The following is a 25,819-nucleotide window of genomic DNA, read 5'->3' as shown; positions in this document are numbered from 1 at the left end:
CAGTGTGGCCGATCACCCTCTCAGGTCGGCTACGCATCGTCGCCTTGGTGAGCCGTTACCTCACCAACTAGCTAATGCGCCGCGGGCCCATCTGTAAGTGTCAGCCGAAACCGACTTTCAGCTTACCAACATGTGTCGGTAAGAATGATCCGGTATTAGCACCGGTTTCCCGGTGTTATCCCAGTCTTACAGGCAGGTTGCCCACGTGTTACTCACCCGTCCGCCGCTAATCAGCGGGACTTGCGTCCCAGTGATTCGCTCGACTTGCATGTATTAGGCACGCCGCCAGCGTTCGTCCTGAGCCAGGATCAAACTCTCCAATAAAGTGGAGTTGATTAGCTCATAAAGTTACGTTGGCTCATGTTCCTTTTATATAGAAGAAACATGATGTTTTTTTATTGTTGACGTTTTTGTTTGTTTAGTTTTCAAAGAACAATCGGTGTCACTCGAAAGCGACAGGAATATTAGTATATCGCGTTTCTACTTTAATATCAATTATAAATTTTTACCAATTCCCCATTTATAATTGAGGGTTTCAAAAGCGACTTTTCTATCATAGCACTATCGGTGCTACGTTACAACTAAAAATTATTACCAATTCACAAAAAATTAGTTTTAAAATTCCAACCTGTTTCAGCGGAACGTTTTATATCTTAACACGCATCAACACTACGGGCAACTGATAATTTTTTCCAGTTACACAACAAAAGACATATGCCCCAAAAGCATATGTCTTTTGTTTATTCCTGCATATTGACGGTTATTCTTCTTTGGGAGGTATCCTCCTCGGCTGCAGGAGTATTTTTTATAAACAATGAAAGAATAAGGGTTATCAGAGAAAGAACGGCAATGACCATGAATGCCATATTAGCGCCAAAAATGTCTGGATTGGTGATTTCCGGGCGTTGTTTCGCTGTCTCTGCTGAAGTTGTCATCACCGTTACAAGTATGGCCGTTCCGACCGAGGCGGCGATCATCTTCATTGTATTATCCATTGCCGCTCCGTGAGGGATTAACCGCTTTGGAAGCTGATTTAAGGCTGCCGTGGCAACCGGCATCATAACCATCGATAAGCCGAACATTCGGATTCCATACATAACCGTGATAAAAGTCATACTGGTTGCGGGACCAAGTTTTGTAAAGGCAAATGTCGATGCGGTAATAATAACTAGGCCCGTTATTACCAGCCATCTGGCACCGACTCTATCAAAAATCCTGCCGATAAACGGGGCCATGAAGCCGCTTATCAACGCACCTGGCAACAGGGCCAGGCCAGCATCTAAGGCAGTAAAGCCTCGCATGTTTTGCATAAATAAAGGGATAATGGTCTCAGATCCGATCAAGCCCATAAAGCCAACCATTCCTATAATAATCGCATGCGGGAAGATGGCAAAGGTAAAAACCTTAAACTCAAGCATAGGATGTTTCAGACGTAACTGTCTTGTTATGAACAATACGAGCGCGAGCCCGCCAATCCCTAATGTGACTAGTGTAACCGGGCTAAACCACCCGTAATTACCGGCACTGGTGAACCCGTACAGGAGTCCCCCGAAGCCAAAACTGGAAAGAATAATGGAAAGGACATCGACTTTTGGTTTGGAAACTTCGGTTACATTTTTTAGGGCAAGGAACGCTACTAAAATATCAATTAACGCGATTGGCAATATAATAAAGAATAAAACTCGCCAGGAATAATGGGACGTAACCCATCCAGACAATGCAGGACCAATCGCCGGGGCAAAGGAAATCACCAGACCTACCAATCCCATGGCGGATCCACGTCGATTTACCGGAAAGATCATTAAAAATACCGTCTGCATCAGTGGCAGCATCACACCTGCACCAGCCGACTGTATGACCCTACCCAGCAGAAGCATTTCAAAATTTGGGGCAATTCCGCTTACCAAGGTACCAATAGCGAAGACGCTCATTGCCGTAATAAACAGCTGCCTTGTCGTAAATCGTTCTATTAAAAACGCACTAATAGGAATCATGATTCCATTCACCAGCATAAAAATCGTCGTCAGCCATTGGGCACTATTGGCGGTGATGTCCATTTCGCTCATGATCGGCGGTATGGCTGTAATCATTAATGTTTGGTTAAGAATCGCAATAAAGGTTCCTGCCAATAGCAGTGCGACAATTGGGCCTTGCTTCAAATTAGTATCTGTCATTCATCCATCTCCTTTTTCTGCTGTATGTTCCATATTAAATCTTGAATATCGTTTTGAACAGAGTTTTTACAAAAACGTATTTTAAAGTTTACATGTTTTTCCTTTTCAAGCCAAAGATTCTGCCTTTACAACAGTTGAAAGCCCCCTCAACGTCTGAGGGGGCTTTCTGTTTAATTTTTAGGACAGAATCCGTTTTTCGCCTTCGATTTCCTTGATAGGACCAATATTTTGCGTAAATTCCATCGTCCCTATATTTGTTCCATTTTCATCACGAATTGCAAAGTATCGAATTAACACATACTTATCGCGAGCTTTGATCCAGAAATCCTCGCTATCCTTTCTGCCAGCTTTAAAATCTGCCAACAGGTCCTCGACAACATGGACACTTCTTGGCGGATGGCAATTTTGCACTGTGCGGCCGATGATGGCTTTAGTGCGGGCAAAGATGCGCTCCTTGCCATGCGAGAAATAGCGAACGACATCATCCTGGTCAATGAATGTGACGTCAACCGGCAAATGGTTGAGAAGCAGTTCCAGTTATTTTAAAGACAGAATTCCTGTTTCCATTTTTATAAAACCTTCAGAAATCGTCTTCTCATCCAGCACTTTTCGTTCCGGCTTCCACTCGGCGGCAGGCCCTGTTAAACAGAAACCAATTTCATCACTCTCATGGGCAATTTTGACCCATTCGTCCTCTGTGAAATTTTTTAATGCCATCGGGAACAGAATGTTCTCTTCTCGATAAATCATCGCGGTTACTTCTTCAATAATCCAGTTAAGGACGTCGATCATTGCCTTTTTATCACCATTGTAATTGGCTAATTTACTTCGGGCATCTTTAATTGCGTCGACAATGAAATCATCGATTCGCCACATATTATTGGTCGGACCGTAGATGCCATACTTCTCCAAATACGGGAAAATCAAATTTTCCTTGCGGCTGAAGTGTTTTTGAATATCCATCAAAAGATTGATATCCTCTATAAGGCTGAAAATAGTATCGGTCGAATCCTCTTTTTCAAACTGCCAAAGATGAACTTGGAGCTGCGTTTTCACAAGCTTATCGAGTTCCCGATTTTCCAATTTAAATGTATGAACAGGATGGCCAGGCTGATCCTCAGGCTTCTGGAGCCGTTCCTCGTCTGCAATTCTGCCCCTGAAAATATCAGTGTGTTGCGTATAAAGCCTCATTAATTCATCCGCCGGCATGATACCCTCATTGACAAATTCAAGCTGAAGCTCGGAAATCTCGTCAATTGTCACTTTTCCGATAAAAGCATCAAAAATGTGCCTTTACCTCATCCTGGTTTCCTCCGTTATGAAGACCTTTAAAGATTGATTTTAATGTTTCCATTCGCTCTGTATTATTAAAAGTTACTTGTTCACGGTTATTAATAATTTCACTCATCGAATTCTCCTTCACGTCATGATCATAATTGAAAATAATTCTTAATTAAAAAATAGCATTTATTTTTTACCATGTTTGTGATTAAAATCATTCTTAACCAGTGATATATTAACAACTTGTGAACATTAATAACTAAAGGGCAATGATTAGCCAAATCATTGCCCCTTAATAATGATTATTGTTCTAGCAAAAACTTATCAATCACCTTTTGCCCTTTGTCATTCTCCTTATAAACAAAGGTTACCTGGGCGTCTTTTTTGAATGAAGCGATTTGGTTGGCTGCTTCTTCTGATAGCTGGTAAGCTGTTTCTGTCCCGTCTACTTTCAGCTCAACTGTATGCGGGTCGATTTGGCCAATATAAGCACCGGATGCTTTAGTTAAAGACTTTTCAACTGTAATATGCCTCGATACTTTTGCCTCTTCCTCTTTTGCTGTTAAGAAAACTTCCAAAATATATTTCCCGTTATATACATCTTCGATAATAAACTCTTTGGAAAATTCTTCATCCTTTCCGAGGGTTACCTCCTCCAGTGCTTGAGTGGATACGACTTCATCGGAAAGTTGGCGTAGTTTTTTGCCCTGATCGTCATATAAAATGAAATCTACTTTTAAACCATTGGTAAAGCTAAGGTTTTGTGTTTCCCCCGAGGTGTTTTTTACAAGGTAATTGACTTTAATAGAATTGTTCTCCTCAATTGTTTCAAAGGTAGAACTAACTTTGGCCGTAACTTCACTCTTCTTCGGTGCCTCCGCTTTTGCTCCGCTCCTATTTTCATTTGTATTTGAAGCTGTCCCGCAACCGGTTAAAAGTCCAAACACTAAAACAGAACCAGCAGCCCATAACCATTTTTTATTGTTCATTGTTTATTAACCCCTTTTTTGGTTTTTTTTGGTTTCAATCAAATAGTCGCAGAAAAGGGAATAGAGGTTACAAGCAAATAGCAAAAGATCTTTAAGATAAAGAAAAGCTGCCAGGATTGGCAGCCAACTGCTTATAACTCTTTTAAAATGGCAAATAGCTCTTGAAGATGATGGATTTCATAGGTAGGGATTATCTCATTCCGTTCTTTATTGTGACGATTGATCCACACCGATTTGATTCCGGCGCGATTGGCACCGAGAATATCGGTCATCAGGTTGTCCCCTACCATGATGACGTCTTCCTTTTGAAGTCCAATCTGTGACAGCGCATGTTCAAAAATCCCTGGATCCGGCTTGCCCCTGCCATAATCACCGGAGATGACAATATGGTCAAAATAGGGTGCCAGCTCAGGAGTAATCGTTAGTTTTGTGTTTTGCAGATCCGGGGACCCGTTCGTTAATAACAGCAATTGATAGTTTCCTTTCAATGCATCCAAGGTTGCAAACGTTTCTTCATAGACAAATGGACTTTTCCGGCGTTCTTGCGGGAATCGCTCCCCGAGTTCATGGCCAAAATCCGGGTCATCCACACCAAGCGCCTTTAATCCCGCAGTCCAAGCGTCCTTTCGGTAACCAGGCACCAATTCTTTCATTTTTCGGAACTCATCCTGGTCATCGAAGAAATTGCCCCACAGTCCCTCGAACGGATTAATCCCGATCATTTGCGTAAATTCATAAGTTTCATAGGAAGAGTACAGCTTTCTGGCCGATTCCCTCACTTGATCCTCTAACAAATCAGGGTCTAACCCAAACCGTTCTTGCGCCACCCTGCACGTTGCCACAAACGCTTCCTTCACACTCTTTTGATCCCACAACAAGGTGTCGTCCAAATCAAAGAAAATTGCTTTTATCATGGTCAGCCTCACTTTGCTTTTTTTACTAGTTTACCATCTTTTTAAAAAAACCCTAATACATTTCCTGCGCACTTTTGGGGAGGATTTTAATATGAATGAGATGTGCCATTACATTGTGATCGTCCGCAGAGGGATATTCGTAGCCAAAGTGTCCTGCGACATGTGTGGCTGCTTGGCGAAATAACTTGTACATGGCAAGTAGCGATTCCCAAATATTTTCTTCTTCAGCATCTGCATATGTAGAGGTGTATTCTTCCCAATCATCCTGCTCGAGAAAATCTTTTAAGTACTTGCCGAAAGCCCCAATGCTTTTTGAAAAATCGAACCTGATTCCGATTGACCATCCCTACATTTGGTTGAGCACATTCCGGTTAATTTGCTCGAACATGAACTTTACATAAGGAGACAAAATGTCCCTGTTTTAATGGTGGCGGCATCACTTTGTCCTCCGGCATTTGCATCATCATTCTTTCTCCCCTCTCTCTATAAATTGCACAAAAGAAAGAATATTCTAACAAACTTATGTAAGAAAAAACGCTGTATCAATCACAGCGTTTTGTCAATTAAAGGGTTGTGATGATTGGCCCATTCTTAGTCAAAATCATCGTATGTTCGTACTGAGCGACGAAGCTTTTTTCCGTGACATACGTCCAGCCGTCACCTTTTTCAAAAACCTCTTCTTCATCCGTTGAGATGAACGGTTCAAAAGCGATTACCATGCCGTCCTTTAACAGCTCATCGTCCGAAGGCTCATAATAATTGTAAATATACGAAGGTTCTTCGTGAATCGTGCGGCCGATTCCGTGACCGGTCAAATTTGCAATCACCGTAAAGCCGTGATTTCTAGCCGTTTTCACAACCGCTTTACCGAGAGCACTTTTTCTCGAACCAGGTTTTGCTTTTTTGACGCCTTCCTCAAATGCTAATTTCGCTACTTCGCACAGCCTCGTCAATACTTCATCGCCACTTCCAACCACAATCGAGATGCCAGTATCTGCGAAATAGCCATTTTTGGACCCGGACACATCGATGTTCACGAGGTCCCCCTCCTGAATGACCCGGCTGCCTGGAATCCCATGGGCGACTTCTTCATTCACACTAATGCAGGTGTAGCCAGGGAAATCATATTCTCCTTTGGGAGCCGATACTGCTCCTTCTTTTTCAAAAAGCTCTCCCGCAATTTCATCGAGTTCCTTTGTGGTAATCCCCGGTTTGGTACGGCCGACCAATTCATCCCTGATCATTCCGCAAATCCGGCCAATTTCCTTTAATCCGTTAAAATCTGCTTCTGTCTTTGCAATCATGTTTTTTCCCTACTTCTTTCTTTTAATTATATGTACTATATTGTAGCTTTTCTGTTATGAATATTTCAAGGAGAAGCCATCCAGCCTTCGAGACAAACACACAATTCCCCGACGTGAATAATCTAGATAAAAAGTGGTTGGAGGTAATTTTGCATGGAAAAAGAACAAGCCCGAACCGCAAAAACCGCAAGGTCGAGGTGGCAGCTTATTGAAATCATTGGCATATTGTTGGTATTCAGTTCCTTAGTCGTCCTGTTATTTGCGCCAAACTCGCTGTCAAAGCTGTTTGACACGATGATCAAAGAGGTTAAACCCGTTGTCGTTGACATTTTCCTGACAAGCGAGGTCGGCATCGCGATTATTGTAAGCGTTGTCGTTGGCCGTCTGTTGGAACGATTAGGCTTTACAGATGGCTTAATCCGTCTGTTTGTCCCAATTATGAAGTGGTTTAAAATAAACCCATCCGTAATTATCCCAAGCGTTTATAATATCCTCGGCGATATTAATGCCGCCGGAAAAATCTCCTGTCCGATTCTTGTCAAAGCCAATGCGACAAAAGCGGAGCAAAAAATTGCCGTAGCCACCATGATTCAGTCACCCCAATCATTCGCTACTTTTGTGTTGGGCCTCATCGCCTTAACCGCCTTTGGTATCAGAGCCTTTCCACTAGTGATTCTATCGATTTTCATGCCCATCATCGTTGTTCCATTCCTTTTATCCAGAACCATTTATCGGGATACAAAGAAAGTGGACATTGAGGAATTGCCAAGGTTTACGCCGAATACACGATTTTTGAATACCATTTTTTCCTCGGCAAAGGAAGGCGTTGAGCTATTATTCTTGATTATCATTCCTGCTGTAGCCGCTGTATTCTTCTTCATCGGTGCCTTGAAATTTTTTGGACTGTGGGGTCCGATTGAGTCCGGATTGTCATCGGTGCTAACCCTTTTAAGTATCGAGCCCGGGACAGGAATTGTTTCTATTTTGGCTGCACCAACATTAGCTGTTGCTCAGCTTGCTGACCTTGCCAGCACCATCGACCCGCGGTTAATTGTCGGATCCTTTGTCCTCGCCAATTCCGGCCTGCCTTTATCAGTTATCTTCGGGCAAATTCCGGTAACATGGGCGGAGACGTCCAATTTAAATGAACGGGAAGCGCTCGAAGCGGCGATTATTGGCATGGTGCTCCGCTTTATTACCGCTTGTGTGCTTGGCTACTTCCTGACTCCATTTTTGGTGTAATGATGATGAAATATATTATACGCGGCAAGAAAATTGTCACAGTCAGTAAGGTAGGAACGATTATGGATGGGGCAATGGCTGTTGCTAATGGAAAAATTAAAGCTGTCGGAACGTGGGAGGACCTGAGTAAGTTGTTTCCCGATTTTGAAGTAATGGACTGCTCCCAATATATTATTACTCCTGCTTTAGTCGATTGCCACACACATCTGCTTGAATTTGCTCCGACGACGCTTTATCCTGTTACACCGGAAACCCATTTTATTGCGGGCCGGGCGATCTTGTTCCACGCTCTATCATGCGGCATCACCGCGCTCGGGGAACAAATCTGCGGCCATCCGCTCTGCGATTTTTCACTTGGAGACTATCGAAAAATCGCCCAGGACCTGCCGATGGATCTATCCTTCGCCACAACGAGCATTTCGGTCGGCTTTGAAAAATTGGCCCATTTCAGCGCGGTGACCGAGTCTCGCAGCATCGAACAAAAGGAATTAACCAACCCGCTGATTGTTCGCAACATTGCCGAGGCAAGCGATTATCCTGGCGAGAATGTTTTTATTAATGCAACCCCTGCCAATTTCACTGCTGACGAGGTTCCACGAGCAGGGGAAATTGTTTATACACTCGAGGAGTTGAAGAGTATTGTTTTGGTCTATCATCAGCTTGGAAAGCGAATTGGCTGCCATGTTGCGGGAGAAGCGGCGATTGACATGGCCTTGGACGCCGGCTTCGATGTTCTACATCATGCACATGGGATAACCGACGAGCAGATTGAAAGAGCTGCCCGAAGCGGGGTTCACATTGTAGCGACCCCAATGGGCGGCACCCACTTACGGCCGAATTCCCCAGAGGAAATCGTGAAATTTTTCGAAAAAAACATTCCCGTCTCGATTTCAACAGACGCCTACCTCCCGCCTTATCAAGGTGTCCCTTGGCTGACTTTTCAGGACCAAACCCTAAGAGGGCCAGCGGAATTAATGCTGATCTCGGAGCCAGCGATGCTTGCTTTAAAAAATCAAGGCTATGATGAAAATAAAATTCTAGGCCTCTTAACAGATCACCCCGCTGCGATTTTAGGAAAGGCTGATCGGTTCGGTCGTTTAGAACCTGGACTGGAGGCAAACTTTTTAGTAGCTGAAGGGGTCCCCGGGTTAGAAATCATTGACGCCGAAAAAATAAAGAAGGTTTTTTATCGAGGGTTGAAAGTAATCCAACGTCATTAAACTGCCCAGAAGTTTGGGCAGTTTTTCCCGCTTTCTTTACTTATAATAGATTTATAGGGATGGTGATCTCAAATGTCGAAGAAAAAGAAAAAAGCCGCTAAGGTAAGCAGGGAAAAATTCGTCGATTTACATAGGCAACTACGGTTTTTAAAAGAAAACAAGCAAAAGATCAGGGATAATCTTGAGATATATTATAGTAAAAAGCAAGACGAAATTGATATTCTGCAGTATTATAGACCGATTTCCGAAGCTGGTCCTGATGGGTTAAGCTTGTTCTATCAATATAGTGAGTTACTAACAAAGACGCACAAAAATATCATTCCCTATTTTATCAGCAAGGATTTATATTTATATACTTGGGTCGATTTGCATCCGGACGGATCGGTAAAAAGCATTTATAGCGGTGAAAGGAAAAATCCAGAAACTGTGATTCTTGAAGACTATGAATCGATTAGCCAAAAATACGAAAAATTTCAAGAGTTTCTGCGAAAAATAAAGGATTCTGAATTCGAGTCTTTTAAAGAATTGAAATTATATGAGCGGTCGTTGAAATTGAATACCGAGCATATTGTTCCGCAATCGTGGTTCGGGGCGGTGGAGCCGATGAAAGGTGATTTACACCACTTATTTGTGTGTGAACCTGAATGTAATATCTCCCGCTCAAATTTTCCTTATGAAGATTTTAGTTTTTATAATCCTGAATCACCGAACGAACCGATTCATAATTATTGCGGGATTGCCGCAGGCGAGCGGTTTGAGCCTGAGTACGGCAAGGGGGCTGCAGCCAGGGCGATGCTATATTTTCTGCTCCGCTATCCAAAGGCGATAAAAAAATCATTTCGGATAGAAATGGACATTCCCCTTCTGGTTCGCTGGCATCACGAATTCCCGGCAACCCTTCATGAGAAGCACCGGAATCAAGCGATTTATAGGATCCAGGGTAACCGTAATCCGTTTATTGATTTTCCAGATTTAGTAGAGAAAATTTTATTTTCGATTCATTAAAACTAGCACCATCTGCTTGGAAGATGGTGCTAGTTTTCTAAACGTTAATCCTAAAAGACAATTCATTGATGGGTACTGGTGATTTTGTCTTATAGAAGCGCTCTATAAGACAGTTTGGACTCAGACCAAACCTATTTTGTCTAATAGAAGCGTTCTATAAGACACTATCGTTGGTTTTTATTCAAAAGTGTCTTTTATAATATTTCCCTAACCGGTTCGACGGTTATCCCCGCTACTTCGAGGGCAATTCGAATTTGTTTGATCAGTTTCGGCGCCCCGACGGTATCACCATGAATACATACCGTATGAACCTCGACAACACCCTCTTCGCCATCAGGTATAAATACCTTTTTTTCCTCCACCATTCGGACCACCCGCCTGGCCATGTCCTCATAGCTTTGGATAGTCGGCCCTGTCCTCGTCAGGATAATTGACCCATCAACCGTATGTTCGCGGTCCGCATACACTTCATACGCAATCGGGATGCCCATCTCCTCCCCGACATGGGCGACCGCCGAATTATTTAACGCGAAGACAATCATTCTTTCGGAGACACCGGCGATGGCCTCCAAAATCGCCCGGGCGAGTTTTTCATCGCTCATCGCCATCATGTAAAGCGCGCCGTGCGGCTTGCAATGCTGCAGTTCGAGGCCATAACGTTCTGCAAATCCCTTCAAAGCCCCGATTTGGTATACGACGTAATCCTTTACCTCTTCAGGGGTGCAGCTCATGTAGCGACGGCCAAACCCCATTAAGTCCGGAAACCCGGGGTGGGCGCCAATCGCCACGCCGTATTTTTTTGCGAGCTGAACAGTCTGGTTCATCACATACGGGTCACCGCCGTGAAACCCGCAGGCAATATTGGCGGAGGAAATGTACTTCATCATTTCCTCATCATTGCCAATCTGGTAGAGTCCGAAGCTCTCTCCCATATCACAATTCAAATCTACCTTCATATGGCGAAATCACCTCCAAAACCACACTATTTTAATAGGGCAATTTCCTGCCCGGCATCGACAATGTCTTCATTATTCACCAAAAATCCAGCTACGACGCCGGATTCTTCCGCCTTTAACTCGTAAAAGGTTTTCATAATTTCGATCAACCCTACGATGTCTCCTGGATTCACCTGATCCCCTTCCCGAACATATTCCGGCTGATCTGGAGACGGGCGGCGGTAAAAAACACCCGGCAGCGGCGCAATAATCGCTTTGCTCATACAACATCCCTCCTATTAACGAGAAGCAATGTTCTCGGCGATTTTATTTAACACAAGCTGGTTTTCCTTGCGGATTTGCAACGCTTCCTCGAGGCCGACGGAAACGAACTTTACCTTTTCATTTGTCTTGATTTGTCCCATCCTGTTCAGGTCAGTACTGATGACGGTAGCAACGGTCGCATAACCGCCACCGGTAACCGCATCATGCAGGAGCACAATCGGTTCCACGCCATCCGGCACCTGTATCGAGCCAATCGGATACCCTAAATCGGTCACGTTGGACGGGTTGCTTCCGGCGCCAAACGGCTGTTCACGCTCAACGAATTGTAGGCGCTGCCCTTTATGTCGATAGCCGATGCGGTTCGCTTCCGGTGTAACCGTCCATTCGGTCTCAAGAAAGATTCGCTTACTTTCTTCTGTCAGCCGATAGCTGCATAACCCAACGATTACCCGGATTTCATGACTTCTTCCAAAAGTAGGAATAAGCGATTCCTCAATCCTTGTCCCGGCCGCCACCTTCCGTTCATGCAGGTCTCCCGTGGCCAAAACATCGCCTTCTGCCAAAGCCCTTCCTTCAAATCCGCCAATGCCGATCAGCGTATAGGTCGAACGGGAATTCATCACAAGCGGCACATCGATTCCGCCCTCCACCGCCAAATAGATCCGCGCCCCCGATTTAACAAAATCAAACGAAAGAACATCACCCGCTTTTACAGCGAGAGTTTCCCACATTGGCACCGGGACCCCGTTGATTTTTGGCGGAATCAAACCTCCTGTCAAACTGATCTGCGTATCTTTTTCAAATATTAGCTCGGGGCCGATATAAGTAATTTCTAGGACCGCGGCATTGGGATGATTGCCGACAATCATATTCCCGACCCGGAGGGCAAACTGGTCCATTGCACCCGAAGGAGGCATGCCAATTTCATATAATCCGAGTCTCCCCTGGTCCTGAACCGTCGTTTGCAGCCCGGGCTTCAGCACTTTAATCATGGTACAACCTCCTCAACACCATTTCCGAGAAACGCTCCGGATTTTCCAAAACCTCCTGCGGCGTAAACGTAATTTCTTTTTTTCGATAGGTGAAGGTTCCGGCTTCCACTTCTGCGCGCACGGCATCATATTCATCCCTAGTGATGCTGCGGTAGCGGAATATATCGCCCTGCTGCGGGAACACGATTGATTCCTGGAAATCTGGCAATGTTTGTTCCTTTTGGTAAATGGGTGCCGGAGCAATTCCGTACATTTGATAACCGCCAGCCCCTTGAACCGGATAAATGACGGCAAACGCTCCGCCAAAGCCAAAGGTGCGCTCCGGGGTATAGGTCCGCGGCCGGACATATTTCGGCACTTCAATTTGTTTTTCCTGTCTGACGATTTGGAAGCACCACGGCAAGCCAGGCACGAAGCCAATCATTGAGACAAGAAACGGCGCGGCATCAATCGCCCCAATAAACTCCTCCTTGCTGTTGTAGCCATTTATTCTGGCGCTGTATTCGAGGTCCGTCGAATTGGGGTCCTGGTGGCGGTCGCGGAACATCATCACCGCCTCATGTGTCCATGGGTCTTCAAATAAAACCGGGACATCCACAACCCGTGAGGAGATTTCGATGTCCAAATCTTTAATGCTATCTTCAATTTCCCTTAATTCATTAATTAACCGATCAGGATGAAGAACATCAGGATCAACCCGCACCATATAGGAGGCGTTGGCAGGGCAAATATCGATAATGCCCTCAAGATTTCGTTCCTTCAGTTTTCGTGTTATCGCAATTCCTTTAAAATTCGCCTCCAAACTCATCGCTTCCGAGAGCTGGACAAAGACAAACTCGTCCCCGCCGTATTCGTAGCGGGTATGCAATTTGCTCATTTTCTCACCTCTTCCATTTTTATTGCTTCCAAATAAGCCTGAGGTGTGTCGATATCATACACGACCCCTCTGTCCACAGATTCTAGTAAAATACGATTCTTAATCTGTTTCATTAACGGTTTTGCCCCAACATCCCCTTGTAGCGATTGCCAGTTTAGCTTCTCAAAATGCCCAATAAAAACAGGATGACCGGGATGTCTTTGATAGCTGGGCTGGACAACAAACGGTTCATCGGAGGTATCTAGTAGTTTTGCACCAGTTTCGTAGACCTGCTCAAAGGTCCCTGTTTGAATCAGTGGTAAATCAACCAGCATCAGTAGAACGCTGTCATATTTTCCTTCCGCATGTTGCAATCCGCATTTTAACGAAGCGCTAAGCCCCTCTTGAAAATCGTCACATATGATAAAACTTACGCGTTGATCGTGACTCGAAACTTCTTCTAAAATGCGATCGAACTCATGGCCCAGGACAACAATGATCTCCGCAACCGGCAGCCTGGCAAGCTGAGTCATTTGGTGCTCCAACAGCGTCCGGCCTTGCCACTCCAACAGCGGTTTGGGATACTTCATTCTCGACGACCTTCCGGCAGCCAACAGGATTGCGGCAATCATGATTGCTTTTCAGCCAATAAGCGGGTCGGTTTATGAATAAACGCTTTTTCTTTTAAAAAGCCACCCTGGTGGCCATTACGGAATGCGGTGATTTCCGCCATGATGCTTAGGGCAATCTCCTCCGGGGTTTCCGCGCCAATATCGAGACCAATCGGGCTATGCAGTTTTTCCAGCTGCTTGTTTGAAAAAGTGATTCCCTGTTCCTTCAGGTGATTCATGATTTTTGCCCTTCTAATCCGCGGGCCCAATAGGCCTACATAGAGGGCATCCGATTTTAACGCATAGGCCAATGATTCCATATCCCGTTCCAAATGATGGTTCATGATGACACAATAGGTCCGGGTATCGATTTGACCCGTCTCAGTCAACAGGCTGTGGGCGGTAGGAAACCGTTCTGTTGTGTTAAAGGCAGGGCGCGGGTCAATGACTGTTGTGTGAAACCCGAGAGTGCAACCTAAATGGGCCAGCGGAATGGCGTCATGGCCGGCACCAAATAGGAAAAGCTTTGGCGGAGGAATGGTAACATCAAAGAACACGCGGACCTCTTCCCCGGTCTTTTTTGTCAAAAAAATGGTCTCTGATGAAGGTGTTTGCTGCGCCAATTTCTGCGCGGCCATCATCATGGTGCTTTCTTGTAAAATTTCATCAGCCCAGTTGTCGCCAAAAACATTGGCTTCCGTCACCAGCAGCGGCCTCTCCTCGGACTCGAGAAGTTTGCAAACGACAATCGCTTGATTTTTGGCATAAGCATCGGCCATTTGCTGACCCAACCTCGAGGAATCAATCGGCTCAATCAAAATTTCCACTGTGCCCGGGCAGCCCAGCCCGAGCCCCCAGACAAGGTCCTCGTCCAGCTCGTATTTCTTTAGAATCGGGTTCCCCGAGCTGAAAACTTCCTCGGCCGAGGCTGCCACATCGGCCTCTAAACAGCCCCCGGAAATCATCCCGTGGTAATCCCCATTTTGTTCGATGATCATCTTGGCTCCTTCACGTTTATAGGCCGACCCCTGAACCGCGACAACAGTTGCCAACACGCCAGGTTGCCCATTTTGTATCATGCTTGATAAAAGCTCGGTAATTTGCCGGTTCGATAACATTTCGTACACTTCCTTGTATGGGAACTTTCAAGATTAATAGATTTTGGTAAGCATTTTGTAAATTTGGGTTCGAAAATTAACATAATTAGAGCAAAAACCTCTGTTTTCATCCGTAAAGCCTATTAAAATTGGTCATTTTTCGACTGGGGAAAAATATATCTGCGATAATTTGAGATATATCCGCGATAAAACACAATATATCTGCGATTATAGAAATATATCCGCGATAATTTTGATTTATCTGCGATAACCGACGATATTTCTGCGATAGCATTTCTACAGAGAGTTCGGCCGCAATTTTCCCAGACAACCTACAGAACACGAAAAGCAAAAGCCAAACCACAAGTTTCTTAAAAACCTTTCTCGGTGGTTTGGCCTTCTTTGATGTCAGTTCATCCTACCCCAGTACCTTCCGCAAGGCCCGCTCGGTGTACACCTTGCAAAGGTGGGCCCGGTACTCGCTCGAGGCAAATAGGTCTTCGCCCATGTCGCCGTCGGCAGCAGCGAGACTGGCTGCCTGCTTAATATTTTCTAACGTTGCCGGTTTTCCGAACAGAAACTTTTCAGCCTGCTCGGTGCGGAAGGCGCAATCGCCCGCCCCGGTGATTCCGATACGGACATGATTGACAAGGCCCTCCGCCGTTTTACCGCCAACTGCACACACGCCCACCACCGCATATCCGGATGCCGGGTGGAAATATTTTAGATACGTACTTTGCGTCCCGGCAGGAGGAACGGCAAAGGAAATCGCGGTTACGACACTTGTTTCCGGCAACGAGGTGATAAACGGCCCAAGCAAGAACTCCTGAATCGGCACCTTCTCCTCGCCGTCCTCACCCGTCAGGTGGACGACGGCATCCAACGCGAGCGCCACGGCCGGCAAATCGGCCGATGGGTCGGCGTGGGCAATATTGCCGCCGACGGTGCCCTTATTGCGTACCTGCATATCGCCAATTTGCTTGGCCGCTTCCGCCAATACAGGCAAATGAGCTAGCACCGCCGTGTCCTCAGCAACCTCCGCATGGGTGGTCAGCGCCCCAACTACCAGCCTGCTGCCAACAATCCCAACTCCCTTCATCTCATTGACATCGCTAATATCAATCAATGTGCCCGGGTTCGACAACCGAAACTTCATCAATGGGACCAGGCTGTGCCCGCCGGCAATCAGCTTGCCCTCGCCATTGCTATTTTTCAATAATTGGATTGCTTCCGGAATCGATGCCGCCCGTACATAATCAAAGCTAACAGGGATCATTTTACAGCCCTCCCTTTTTGAATCGCCTTCCACACCTTTTCCGGGGTCAGCGGCATTTCCAAATCGACCACGCCATATGGCTTTAGCGCATCCATCACCGCATTGACAACCGCAGACGGTGCAGCGGTCGTTCCTGTCTCGCCTACACCTTTTGCCCCTAAAGGATTAACCGGGCTTGGCGATTCAACGAAACTTGACTCGATCATCGGGAAAAACTTCGCCTTCGGCATCGCATAATCCATGAACGTACCCGATAACAGCTGGCCTTTTTCGGAGTAGACGGTCTGTTCCCATAACGCCTGACCGATGCCCTGCGCCAGACCGCCATGAACCTGGCCCTCGACAATCAGCGGGTTCAGGATACGGCCGACATCATCAACTGAAACATATTTCTTTAGGTCCACGACACCTGTGTCAGGGTCAACCTCAACGACACAAATATGGGCCCCAAATGGATAAACGAAATCCGGCGGATCAAAGAAGCATTGGCCTTCCAAAGCCGGCTCCACACCTGCCGGCAAATTCCAGGCATTGTTCGCCGACCAAGCAATCTCCTTGAATGTACGCTTCTTGTCCGGATCGCCTTTCACCATAAAGGCACCGTCTTCAAATTTCAGTTCCTCAGGCGATACCTCCAGCTCGTGAGCGGCAATTTTAATTGCTTTTTCAATCACGCGGTCGGCGGCAATCGCTAACGCTCCGCCAGCCACCGGTGTGGTCCGGGAGCCATACGTGCCCCAACCCATCGAAATCATATGGGTATCACCGTGGAACAACTCGACATCCTCAATTGGGATGCCAAACTTTTCAGCCACTACCTGGGCAAACGTGGTTCCTTCACCCTGACCATGCGGCGATGCCCCCGTTAATACCGTTACCTTGCCGCTTGGATGGACACGGACCGTACAGTTTTCATAAAGCCCTCCGCCAAAGCCAATAGCCCCAGCCACTGCCGACGGCCCTAGCCCGCACAACTCAACATAAGTGGAGATGCCAATTCCTAGTAAACGGCCGTTTTTACGCGCCTCTTCCTGTTCTTTGCGCAGCCCGGCATAACCTGCCGCTTCCAAGGCCTGTTCGAGTACCTTTTGATAATCGCCGGAGTCATAATTGCAGCCCATTGGATTTGTATACGGGAAAGACCCTTTCTGTACCAGGTTTTTTCGTCGGACTTCGACTGGGTCCATGCCAATTTTTTCGGCAAACAAGCTGACGATTCTTTCAATCTGATAAGAAGCTTCTGGTTTTCCGGCGCCGCGATAAGCGTCAGTTGGCGTCGTGTTGGTATAGACACCAATCGTTTCCGCCTGGGCATATGGAATCGTGTAAGCCCCTGTCACCATCAACCCGAAATCAATTGTTGGTACCCCGGCCCCCATCGTCGATAAATAAGCGCCAAGACTGGCTACATTGCGGGTGCGAATCGCGAGAATCTTTCCATCCTTTGTCCCCGCAAGTTCAGTGGTTATCACTTGGTCACGGGCATGGCTGGTCGCGAGGAAATGCTCCTGGCGATCCTCAATCCATTTCACCGGCTGCTTTAAGTCCATTGCCGCAAAAGCCGCCAACGCCTCCTCGGTATAAACAGCAATTTTCGCTCCGAAGCCGCCGCCGACATCCGGAGCAATAATCCGCAATTTTGTTTCGGATATCCCTAATGCCTCAGAATACTGCAACCGATGAATATGCGGATTCTGCGAGGTGCACCATAGCGTCAATTCGCCACTGCCTGGGTTATATTGCGCCACTGCTCCCCGGGTTTCCATTGGGTTGGCCGCAACGCGCTGCTCATAGAAACGCTGCTTGACCACGACTTCGGCATTGGCGAACACTTCCTCAGGCACTTCGCCTGCCTTCCATGTAAAAGCTACATTACCCGGTACATCATTGTAAATCACCGGGGCCGATCCCTCGATGGCCGCCTCCTGATGAACGACCGCCGGAAGCTCTTCGTACACTACATCGATTAAATCTAAGGCATCAGAAGCTAAGTACCTGCTTTCAGCGATGACTACAGCCACCGCTTCTCCGGTATAATTGACCTTATCCACCGCAAGCGGAACGCGGTCCTTGGCGATTAAGTCACAGCCCGGCACCAGCCAAATCGAGCGGATCGGCTTGATTTTATCTTGTACATCCTTGCCGGTATAAACGGCGACCACGCCAGGAAGCTTCAAGGCAGCATCCACGGATATCCTTTTGATACGGGCATGTGCATGCTGACTTCGTTTGACCGCCATATACAGCATCCCGGTTAATTTAATGTCATCAGTGAACTGCCCGTTTCCGGTAATCAACTTTGGGTCTTCTTTTCGCTTCAGCGGCTTGCCGACGACCTTTGTCATACGCTTCCCCCCTCTGCCGGTACGACTTGTGATTGTTGCTGGGAGTTTCGAATCGTTTCCGCCGCCTGTTGAACCGCTTTGACAATAAACTGGTATCCGGTGCAGCGGCAAATCACTCCGTCAAGGGCATCTCTTATTTCCGCCTCGGACGGATTTAGATTATCCTGCAGCAGACCGTTGACGGCCATCATGATCCCTGGCGTACAAAACCCGCATTGCAGCCCGTGTTTTTCCCAAAATCCCGCCTGAATCGGATGAAGCTGATCAACCGTGCCCAGTCCTTCCACAGTTTGAATCTCAGCTCCGTCTGCCTGAACGGCCAGTACGGTACAGGATTTCACGGCTTTGCCGTCCATCATCACTGTGCAGGCGCCGCATTGGCTCGTGTCACATCCGATGTGCGTCCCGGTTAAGTTGAACTCATCGCGCAGTAAATGGACAAGCAACAGTCGTGGTTCAACCTCTGCCCGCTTGACTCTCCCATTTACTTTCACTTCGACATTCCATTTTTTCGTCACCCCATCTACCTCCTTTTTCAAAAATAAAGCGCTTTCGAAACTGGTTAGATTTCATTCTGCATTTCTTTTTCCGCAGCCTTGAAAAATTGCCCAAGAATGACTTTCGCTACACCTACCATCACACGTTGCCCCACTGAGGCAAGCACACCCGTCACTTCAATTTCGGCGACACAGGTTATCTTTGTACCCCCTTCTGCTTCCTCTGCCTCTTCAAGAATCATGTCCGCTACAGCATCAATCTCCCCAGGCTTGCCTTTCCCTTTCACCAACAGCCGATAATAGGTAGGCGGGATTTGATCTACCTGCTGGACTTCTGCGGAAAACAGACCCTTGACCGGGCCCGTATTCAGCCCCAGTTCGGCAGCATAGATACCGCTAGGCATTTCTTCAAATGTCTGGCAGCCTGGAAGAGAACTTCTAAGAACCCTGTCATCCTGTATGTACCGCCATACAGTGTCCTTTGGTAAGTCGAAGGTATAGCTGTATTCAATTCTCAACTTTTCCCCTCCTTTGAATGACTGTTTTGGTGTTTTTTATAGAAAATAGCCAAAATTGGTACACTTATCCTATTCTTACGAGCCGTTGTACCCTATTATTCTAAGAATTTTAAATTAATCGGCGATAATAGAAAAAAGGATAATCGACTTGCGATTATCCTTGATTTGTACTTATTTTTGTTTTCTTTGAACATATTCTTTAAATGAATCGTTTATAAGCGAAGATGTGCCAAAAGCTGCAGGTTTTGAATAAACTGGTGGCCAAACAGCAAAATCCTTTTTCATCCTATGGCGTGCCCCTTCTTCGTTCAAAACTTACCCATTCATAAACCCGGTAAAGCAGGAAAAATGGGACGAAAATCAGGATACAGCCGATGACAAATGGGTCCGTCCCCACCAGCATGGCCCGCATCAGGCCATTCATATTAAATAGGTAATCTATGACCAATAATGTCGACAGCATTGACCAAAAGACGGTTTTGGAAGTCCCGAACAGTCCATCTACGATATTCCTCAGAACGTGAATGTTTAAAATATAAGAAAAAGTCAAACCCTTCGCCTTGGCCAATTCCACATAATACTTCTCCAATTCTTCTTCAATGTGATGGATGATTACCTTTGTGATGTAAAAGCTGATCGGCACACTTAAACAAATGACAGGGAGCAGAATCGCTTTTTCCCGCACCGATACGACAGTCGCCAGCTTAATCCCTGTATTTTTATAAATGACAATAACGGCCAGCTGCAGCAACAGGATTAACATCAAGTCAGGGATGGCCTCAGCGATTTCAAGAATATTTTTGATTCTTTTCATTCTCTTTTTAAAAAAGAAAAACGCCAGATAGGATAGAAAAAATGCGATGGAACAGGCGGCCAGAATCCCTAATCCCAGTATTTTCATAGATTCTATGTATTTATCAAATATCGTTGGAAAAATTGGGTTTGTCCCATCTATTGTCAATGGAGTGAATTCAACCAACCTTTTATTAAACTCGATAATGGCTTGAAAGTACTCGGATGGGTTAAACGTTAAATTTTTAAAAAGGATTGGAAAAACACCTATTAAGATCAGCACTTCAACTGCAATGACGCATTGCAAGATCAAAGTAATCATCTTCCCTAAAAAACGAACAGCCTTCATATGTACCCCTTTCTACCATCATATTATGGAAGTTTTACAATAATTAGGTAAAACAGCATTTCTATTATACATATTTTTATATTTTTTGGCGATTATTAACTAAAAAAAGTGTTTGGGGATTGAACCAGCCAAACACTCATTTTTGAAATATTATTTTTCGAATGCTTTCCTTAATGCTTCTCCGGCTTTTTCCAAGGCAACTTTACCTTGGGCAATAACGGCTGACATGCTGACAAAACCATGAATTGTCCCATGATAGCGGATTGTTTCCACTTCTACACCTGCTTTAGCGAGTTTCTTTGCGTATGATTCGCCTTCATCCCGTAATGGGTCGTACTCAGCAGTAATGACTAATGCTGGAGGCAAGCCTTGGAAATCTTCATAAAGCATGGGTGATACAAGCGGGTTCTGTTTGTCTTCTTCACCGTTCAGGTAGCAGTCACGGAACCATTCCATCGTGCCTTTCTCAAGGAAATAGCCCTGTGCATTCTCAACCATTGAAGGGGTTGGCTCTCCGCCTATATTCGTGCTTGGATAAATCAGACACTGGAAACAGATAGAAGGTGAGTTTTTGTCTTTTGCAAGATTGGTTACAACAGCGGCGAGATTCCCTCCGGCACTATCACCGCCAACGGCAATTCGGTTACGGTCCACTTGGAAATCTTCTGCATGGTCATACACATATTGAACGGCGGCATAAGAGTCCTCAACTGCGGCAGGAAATTTATGTTCAGGAGCTAGGCGGTAGTCGACGGAAATGGTCACGCAGTTGGCGTAGTTGGTTAAAGCGCGGCAGATTTCGTCATGAGTGTCCAGATTGCCGATTACCCAGCCGCCGCCATGATAGAAAACTAAAGCTGGGTTTACCGGTTTTAGTCCTTTAGGGTAATAAACACGAACAGGGATGTCCGTTGCCGGTCCAGGAATCGTCCGATTCTCCACCTTCCCTACTTCTTCAAGAGCACCCTTCGGCAATACAAATGCCTGTCTTGCCATTTCCGGTGATAAAGTTTCCATTGGAGGAGCACCGGCAGCAGCCATTTGGTCTAATACAAATTTCGTTTGTGGATCAAGTGACATCTCTTCGCCTTCCTTCTATCGAAATTTAGATACATATATAAATTTCGATAGAAGCCAATTTTTTCCTGCCACAAACCTTATAATCGACCTTACTTCTTCAAAAATAGAAATTATTTACGTTAACGGAATAAAAAAGTTCCCGATCTTCTGCAGATATTGCTATCCGTCCATTTTTATGAGGATTTTATTAAATTTATTCAAAACTGGCTACTTCAGTCTCTTTTACTTTTTTTAGAACAAGTTTTCTAAGTCTTTTCAAAGACCTTGTTGTGTCAAACCAGACGAAAAACCATGTAAGCCAGTCCCCAGAGAATCTACTTTTTTTTGTATCAAGGTTGAAACGGGAAATCATCCTGGTCCCATTCTCAATCTCCTGAAACATCCAGGTTCCACCTCCGGTCGGAATAATCGCCGGCTTTACTTGTTCAATCCGAAGTATCGATTGTTTCGGAGGGTTAAACAAGATAAATCTTGCTTTCCCAACGGGTCGAAAGAAGAACACACGAAATTTAATCGTTACTTCCGCGCCATTTTCTTGCGGACCATGAACCTGATAATTGGCAATTCTCACGTCCCATGAAGGCCTTAATTCCGGATTTTGGGCTATTTTCCAGACGAGTTCTATTGGTGCCGGAATATCGACCGTGAATTCGAATTTCATTGCCTTTCCCCCTATTTGGTTCAATTCTAAAAATTCGCCTTTTTCCTTTGTTCGATTTAAACTAAAATTATCCAATTAGAATGGAGGTAGTGATTATGCAGAAAATTAAAGTTGGCATTATTGGTACCGGGTTCGGCGCAAAGGTGCATGCGCCAATGATGAAGTTTCACGAAGGCTTTGAAGTTGCTGCGATTGCAAGTGTATCAAGAGGCAATGTGGAAAATGCAAAAACTGTAAGTGGAGTAGAAAACATCTATACTGATTGGAAGCAAATGCTCCAGCAAGAATCGCTTGACCTTGTTGTGGTGGCCTCTGCTATTCATTTACATAAGGATATGGTGTTGGCGGCTTACGAGAAGGGATTGCATGTCGTTTGTGAAAAACCTATGGCACTAAGTACGGAAGAAACGGTCCTGATGTTGGCTGCTCGAGAAAATGCCGGGAAACTCGGTCTGATCAACCATGAATTTCGATTTCTGCCGGCCCGCCAAAAAGTGAAGGAAATTTTGGATGGCAGCAGTCTTGGAAAAGTTTTGCATGTCCGTTACCTTTGTACGTTCCAGAATTATCTCTCACTTATGGCAAACCCTCGCGGCTGGCTCGCCAAGGAAGAAACGGGCGGCGGGATGCTCGGTGCCCTGGGCTCGCATATGACTGACTCCCTTCATTGGTGGTTTGAAAGCCGGTTCTCTGAAGTTTTTGCCAATCTTCCCATTCATGTCCCGACCCAAATCTCAGAGGATGGGACAGTCGAACACCGCACTGCCGATGATGCTTACCAAGTGATAGGCAAGCTTGAAAACGGGACCACCGTCACAATGGAGCTTGTTTCAGCTACGCGCCAAACTGCCAATACATGGCGATTGGAGATCTTTGGTACTAATGGAACACTTGTGATGTTGGACGATTATCAGGTTTTCCTTGCTTCAGGGGATGCCCAGCTCGAAAAAATCGAATTGCTTTCGGATTTAACAGCACCGGAAGATATGCCTGCGGTACCTGCCAGGTATTACAACGGGTTTCATCGTGCCCTTGATGCACTTTATGAAACGGTCACATCTGGAATTAAGCATCCGTACCTTGCTGATTTTCATAATGGTCATGAAACACAAAAGGTATTGGACGCCATCAGATTATCCGCAAAGGAAGGCCGCAAGATTACTATTCTATAAAAATTTTTTGGAACCCTTCGATAAAAGAAGGGTTCCTTTTGCTTTAAAGATGCTTTAGTTTCTCGGGGTTCCTAACTACGTATATTTCTTGGATTTGATCATTAAGAACATGAAAGCTAATCACTGACATTACATTGTCTAACCCTACAGCCACCACTCCAGTCTGGCCATTTATTTGTATTATTTGAACTTGGGCCGTTTTATCCCTGCTTGAGTTAAGCTGTTTTGTCAGGCTTTCGATGAAGCGAACCACAAATTCCCTCGAGTGGATTGGCCGAATGGCAGCATACGTCTTTCCGCCGCCATCCGAGTATAGGATAACATCCTCAGACAGCAGATGTTCCAATCGGCTGGCATTTCCGTCAAAAATTGCTGAAAGGAAACTGCCGATAATCTCCTCTTTTCTGTCATGATTTGCCTTGATTTCTTCCCCTCCCAATCCAGGAAGCTTCTTTTTCACGCGGCTGTAAATCTTTCTGCAGGTGGTTTCCGTTCGCCCAACAATCTCCGCGACAGCCTGGTACTCATATTCAAGTACTTCTCTTAAAATAAAAACAGCCCGCTCAATTGGTGTTAATTTTTCAAACAGCAGCAGTGCCGCAAAGGAAACCAGTTCTCCTTTCACAACTTCGCCATACGGATCATTTTCCTGAACGAGGAGCGGTTCCGGAAGCCATGGCCCGATATAGACCTCACGCTTTTTCCTTGCTGATTTAAGATAATCTAGACAGGCGTTGGTGACCATTTTACATAGATAGGCTTTTTTATTGTCAATTTTGGCCAAATCTACTTCACCTGCACGGAGAAACACATCTTGAATGATATCCTCGGCATCGGATACGGTGCCCAGCATCCGATAGGCGATCGAAAACAGCAATGATTTATACTCTTGATAAAGTTCATCCAATACCATTCAGCTTCCCCCTAATGAAACAAACTGGCCATATTCCATGTATATTCCCGTACCTTCGCCCCGAGTCGTCCAGAGAGCACAAAATCGATTCCCCACTTTTGCGCCCAAACGAACCCATCTTCCAGGCCCAGTCCAATACAATTCAAGTCTGGGTACGTTTTGTGGGGCTCCGATCCAGTACCCTCCAGATCGGCTTTGATGATTTTTGCCAGTCTGCCTGCCTGGTTAATGGCTTCCTTGCAGCTCATTCCGGCCACTCTCCCGTCCAGGGGATCCACCACATGAACACAGTCGCCAATGGCATAAATAGTTTTCGAGTTTTTAATGCGGTACCAGGAATCGGTCAATAGTTTGCCATTTTCATGCAGCGGCATAGAAAATCTTGTTAGGCTCGGGTGTGGTTTAAGACCTACCGTCCAAATACAATAGTCTGCATCCAATTGAGAACCATTATTAAACGTAATCATTCCTTTTTTGAAACCATCAGCCTTTACCTGATGAAGGACGGTTACCCCCAGTTTGTTTAGCCTCTTTTCAAGTTGGTAACCAACCTTTTCTGGAATATCTGAGAGCAGGCGATCCTTGTTATCTATTAATATAACTTCCACTCCGGATGGGTCCTTTCCTGCTGCTAGCGCTTCTTTCTTTAACCACGAAACAATCTCAGCCGATGTTTCAATTCCGGTAATTCCACCGCCAACAACGGCAACCCTTACTTTTTCATCTCCCGATTGGATTCTAGTTAGCAGGTCCTGTCTGATTTGCTTTGCAGCCTCCATACTGTCGAGCGTCACCCCGCCAAGTGACGGATTCACTTTTCGAGCTACACTTCCGAGCGCAAGGATTAGGCAGCTAAAGGGCACCTCTTGAATGTTCCCAGTTGGGCCGATGAGTTCAATCAAAGACCGATCTTGGTCAATTGCGGTTAATTCGCCTTGGATAAATTGAATTCCGTCTCCGCAATATTTAGTTAACCGAACTTTTAGACTATGAATACGATCTTCCACAATTCCCTTAAACAACTTCACCTTTTTAAAATGATAATTATTTATATCCACCAAAATGATATCCAAATCCTTCATTAACCGTGGTGAAAACAACTTTCGCAAATGATGAATCAGATTAATTCCAGCATAGCCTCCGCCAACCACCACAATCGTTTCCTTTTCATTCATTAAGATCCACTCCCTCTATAAATGTTGATTTATCAACGGTTTGAGCCGCTGGTGGGGTGTCAAAAAAATATTTTTCGACACGCTTCCTAACAATATTTTTATATTATGTGAAACTATTCCATCATATGGGTACGCT

24 protein-coding genes, 1 rRNA gene and 1 pseudogene are annotated in these 25,819 nt (G+C 45.5%); 4 read left to right on the top strand and 22 right to left on the bottom strand.

Features of this window, described 5'->3' with window-relative positions:
• From M3234_RS27955 to map, 7 genes and pseudogenes are all read right to left on the bottom strand, one after another.
• A 16S ribosomal RNA gene (locus M3234_RS27955) occupies window positions 1-324 on the bottom strand; the annotation flags it as partial.
• A gap of 416 nt (window positions 325-740) precedes the next feature.
• Window positions 741-2,174, bottom strand: a complete 1,434-nt coding sequence (locus M3234_RS27950; protein WP_262307804.1) for a DHA2 family efflux MFS transporter permease subunit — start codon at window positions 2,172-2,174, stop codon at window positions 741-743.
• A gap of 177 nt (window positions 2,175-2,351) precedes the next feature.
• Window positions 2,352-3,582, bottom strand: a pseudogene (locus tag M3234_RS27945) (DUF438 domain-containing protein).
• A 175-nt stretch (window positions 3,583-3,757) separates the two neighbouring features.
• Window positions 3,758-4,444, bottom strand: coding sequence for a BsuPI-related putative proteinase inhibitor (locus M3234_RS27940; RefSeq protein WP_262307803.1), 687 nt, complete (start codon window positions 4,442-4,444; stop codon window positions 3,758-3,760).
• Between the two features lie 131 nt (window positions 4,445-4,575).
• Window positions 4,576-5,358, bottom strand: a complete 783-nt coding sequence (locus tag M3234_RS27935) for an HAD family hydrolase (RefSeq protein WP_262307802.1) — start codon at window positions 5,356-5,358, stop codon at window positions 4,576-4,578.
• 52 nt (window positions 5,359-5,410) lie between these two features.
• Entirely contained in the window at window positions 5,411-5,689 is a 279-nt protein-coding gene (locus M3234_RS29805; RefSeq protein WP_396954001.1) for an aminoglycoside 6-adenylyltransferase, read from the bottom strand.
• A 232-nt stretch (window positions 5,690-5,921) separates the two neighbouring features.
• A complete protein-coding gene (gene map / locus M3234_RS27930) occupies window positions 5,922-6,662 on the bottom strand; it encodes a type I methionyl aminopeptidase (protein ID WP_262307801.1) in 741 nt (246 codons plus the stop codon).
• Window positions 6,663-6,815: 153 nt separating this feature from the next.
• Here map and M3234_RS27925 point away from each other — a divergent pair, with 153 nt between their 5' ends.
• From M3234_RS27925 to M3234_RS27915, 3 genes are all read left to right on the top strand, one after another.
• Entirely contained in the window at window positions 6,816-7,904 is a 1,089-nt protein-coding gene (locus tag M3234_RS27925; RefSeq protein ID WP_262307800.1) for a hypothetical protein, read from the top strand.
• 5 nt (window positions 7,905-7,909) lie between these two features.
• Window positions 7,910-9,124, top strand: coding sequence for an amidohydrolase family protein (locus M3234_RS27920; RefSeq protein ID WP_262307799.1), 1,215 nt, complete (start codon window positions 7,910-7,912; stop codon window positions 9,122-9,124).
• 72 nt (window positions 9,125-9,196) lie between these two features.
• Window positions 9,197-10,129: an endonuclease I family protein gene (locus M3234_RS27915; protein ID WP_262307798.1), complete on the top strand. Its 933-nt coding sequence runs from the start codon at window positions 9,197-9,199 to the stop codon at window positions 10,127-10,129.
• Between the two features lie 194 nt (window positions 10,130-10,323).
• Here M3234_RS27915 and M3234_RS27910 read toward each other — a convergent pair whose 3' ends face one another.
• From M3234_RS27910 to M3234_RS27850, 13 genes are all read right to left on the bottom strand, one after another.
• Window positions 10,324-11,085: a LamB/YcsF family protein gene (locus M3234_RS27910; protein ID WP_262307797.1), complete on the bottom strand. Its 762-nt coding sequence runs from the start codon at window positions 11,083-11,085 to the stop codon at window positions 10,324-10,326.
• Window positions 11,086-11,111: 26 nt separating this feature from the next.
• Window positions 11,112-11,348, bottom strand: a complete 237-nt coding sequence (locus tag M3234_RS27905; RefSeq protein ID WP_262307796.1) for an acetyl-CoA carboxylase — start codon at window positions 11,346-11,348, stop codon at window positions 11,112-11,114.
• Between the two features lie 15 nt (window positions 11,349-11,363).
• Window positions 11,364-12,341, bottom strand: coding sequence for a 5-oxoprolinase subunit C family protein (locus tag M3234_RS27900; protein ID WP_262307795.1), 978 nt, complete (start codon window positions 12,339-12,341; stop codon window positions 11,364-11,366).
• A complete protein-coding gene (locus tag M3234_RS27895; RefSeq protein ID WP_262307794.1) occupies window positions 12,334-13,218 on the bottom strand; it encodes a 5-oxoprolinase subunit B family protein in 885 nt (294 codons plus the stop codon). The genes M3234_RS27900 and M3234_RS27895 overlap by 8 nt, the downstream gene beginning before the upstream one ends.
• On the bottom strand, window positions 13,215-13,829 hold the full coding sequence (locus M3234_RS27890; RefSeq protein ID WP_285858846.1) for a nucleotidyltransferase family protein: 615 nt from the start codon (window positions 13,827-13,829) through the stop codon (window positions 13,215-13,217). The genes M3234_RS27895 and M3234_RS27890 overlap by 4 nt, the downstream gene beginning before the upstream one ends.
• Window positions 13,826-14,926 (bottom strand): XdhC family protein, encoded by a 1,101-nt coding sequence (locus M3234_RS27885; RefSeq protein WP_262307792.1) that lies wholly within the window; start codon window positions 14,924-14,926, stop codon window positions 13,826-13,828. The genes M3234_RS27890 and M3234_RS27885 overlap by 4 nt, the downstream gene beginning before the upstream one ends.
• A gap of 397 nt (window positions 14,927-15,323) precedes the next feature.
• A complete protein-coding gene (locus tag M3234_RS27880; RefSeq protein ID WP_262307791.1) occupies window positions 15,324-16,181 on the bottom strand; it encodes an FAD binding domain-containing protein in 858 nt (285 codons plus the stop codon).
• Window positions 16,178-18,526: a xanthine dehydrogenase family protein molybdopterin-binding subunit gene (locus M3234_RS27875; protein WP_262307790.1), complete on the bottom strand. Its 2,349-nt coding sequence runs from the start codon at window positions 18,524-18,526 to the stop codon at window positions 16,178-16,180. The genes M3234_RS27880 and M3234_RS27875 overlap by 4 nt, the downstream gene beginning before the upstream one ends.
• Window positions 18,523-19,044, bottom strand: coding sequence for a (2Fe-2S)-binding protein (locus M3234_RS27870; RefSeq protein WP_262307789.1), 522 nt, complete (start codon window positions 19,042-19,044; stop codon window positions 18,523-18,525). Before M3234_RS27870 ends, M3234_RS27875 begins: the two co-directional genes overlap by 4 nt.
• 44 nt (window positions 19,045-19,088) lie before the next feature.
• The gene (locus M3234_RS27865) at window positions 19,089-19,541 is read right to left on the bottom strand and encodes a CoxG family protein (RefSeq protein ID WP_262307788.1); all 453 of its coding nucleotides are present in this window, start codon (window positions 19,539-19,541) and stop codon (window positions 19,089-19,091) included.
• 286 nt (window positions 19,542-19,827) lie between these two features.
• On the bottom strand, window positions 19,828-20,682 hold the full coding sequence (locus tag M3234_RS27860) for an ABC transporter permease subunit (RefSeq protein ID WP_262307787.1): 855 nt from the start codon (window positions 20,680-20,682) through the stop codon (window positions 19,828-19,830).
• Between the two features lie 150 nt (window positions 20,683-20,832).
• The gene (locus tag M3234_RS27855) at window positions 20,833-21,762 is read right to left on the bottom strand and encodes an alpha/beta hydrolase (RefSeq protein ID WP_262307786.1); all 930 of its coding nucleotides are present in this window, start codon (window positions 21,760-21,762) and stop codon (window positions 20,833-20,835) included.
• Between the two features lie 193 nt (window positions 21,763-21,955).
• Entirely contained in the window at window positions 21,956-22,423 is a 468-nt protein-coding gene (locus M3234_RS27850; RefSeq protein WP_262307785.1) for an SRPBCC family protein, read from the bottom strand.
• Between the two features lie 95 nt (window positions 22,424-22,518).
• Here M3234_RS27850 and M3234_RS27845 point away from each other — a divergent pair, with 95 nt between their 5' ends.
• Complete coding sequence (locus M3234_RS27845; protein ID WP_262307784.1) at window positions 22,519-23,595, top strand: Gfo/Idh/MocA family protein; 1,077 nt, start codon at window positions 22,519-22,521, stop codon at window positions 23,593-23,595.
• Window positions 23,596-23,638: 43 nt separating this feature from the next.
• Here the strand turns inward: M3234_RS27845 and M3234_RS27840 are convergent, their stop codons facing one another.
• Together M3234_RS27840 and M3234_RS27835 are read right to left on the bottom strand one after the other, a co-directional pair.
• Entirely contained in the window at window positions 23,639-24,508 is an 870-nt protein-coding gene (locus tag M3234_RS27840) for an RNA polymerase sigma-70 factor (protein WP_262307783.1), read from the bottom strand.
• An 11-nt stretch (window positions 24,509-24,519) separates the two neighbouring features.
• Window positions 24,520-25,683: an NAD(P)/FAD-dependent oxidoreductase gene (locus tag M3234_RS27835; RefSeq protein WP_262307782.1), complete on the bottom strand. Its 1,164-nt coding sequence runs from the start codon at window positions 25,681-25,683 to the stop codon at window positions 24,520-24,522.
• Window positions 25,684-25,819: the final 136 nt, after the last annotated feature.

Source organism: Neobacillus niacini (assembly GCF_023715785.1).
Lineage (GTDB): Bacteria > Bacillota > Bacilli > Bacillales > Cytobacillaceae > Neobacillus > Neobacillus niacini_E.
The sequence above is the reverse complement of the archived record's forward strand: the minus strand, read 5'-3'. Positions and strand labels throughout refer to the sequence as shown.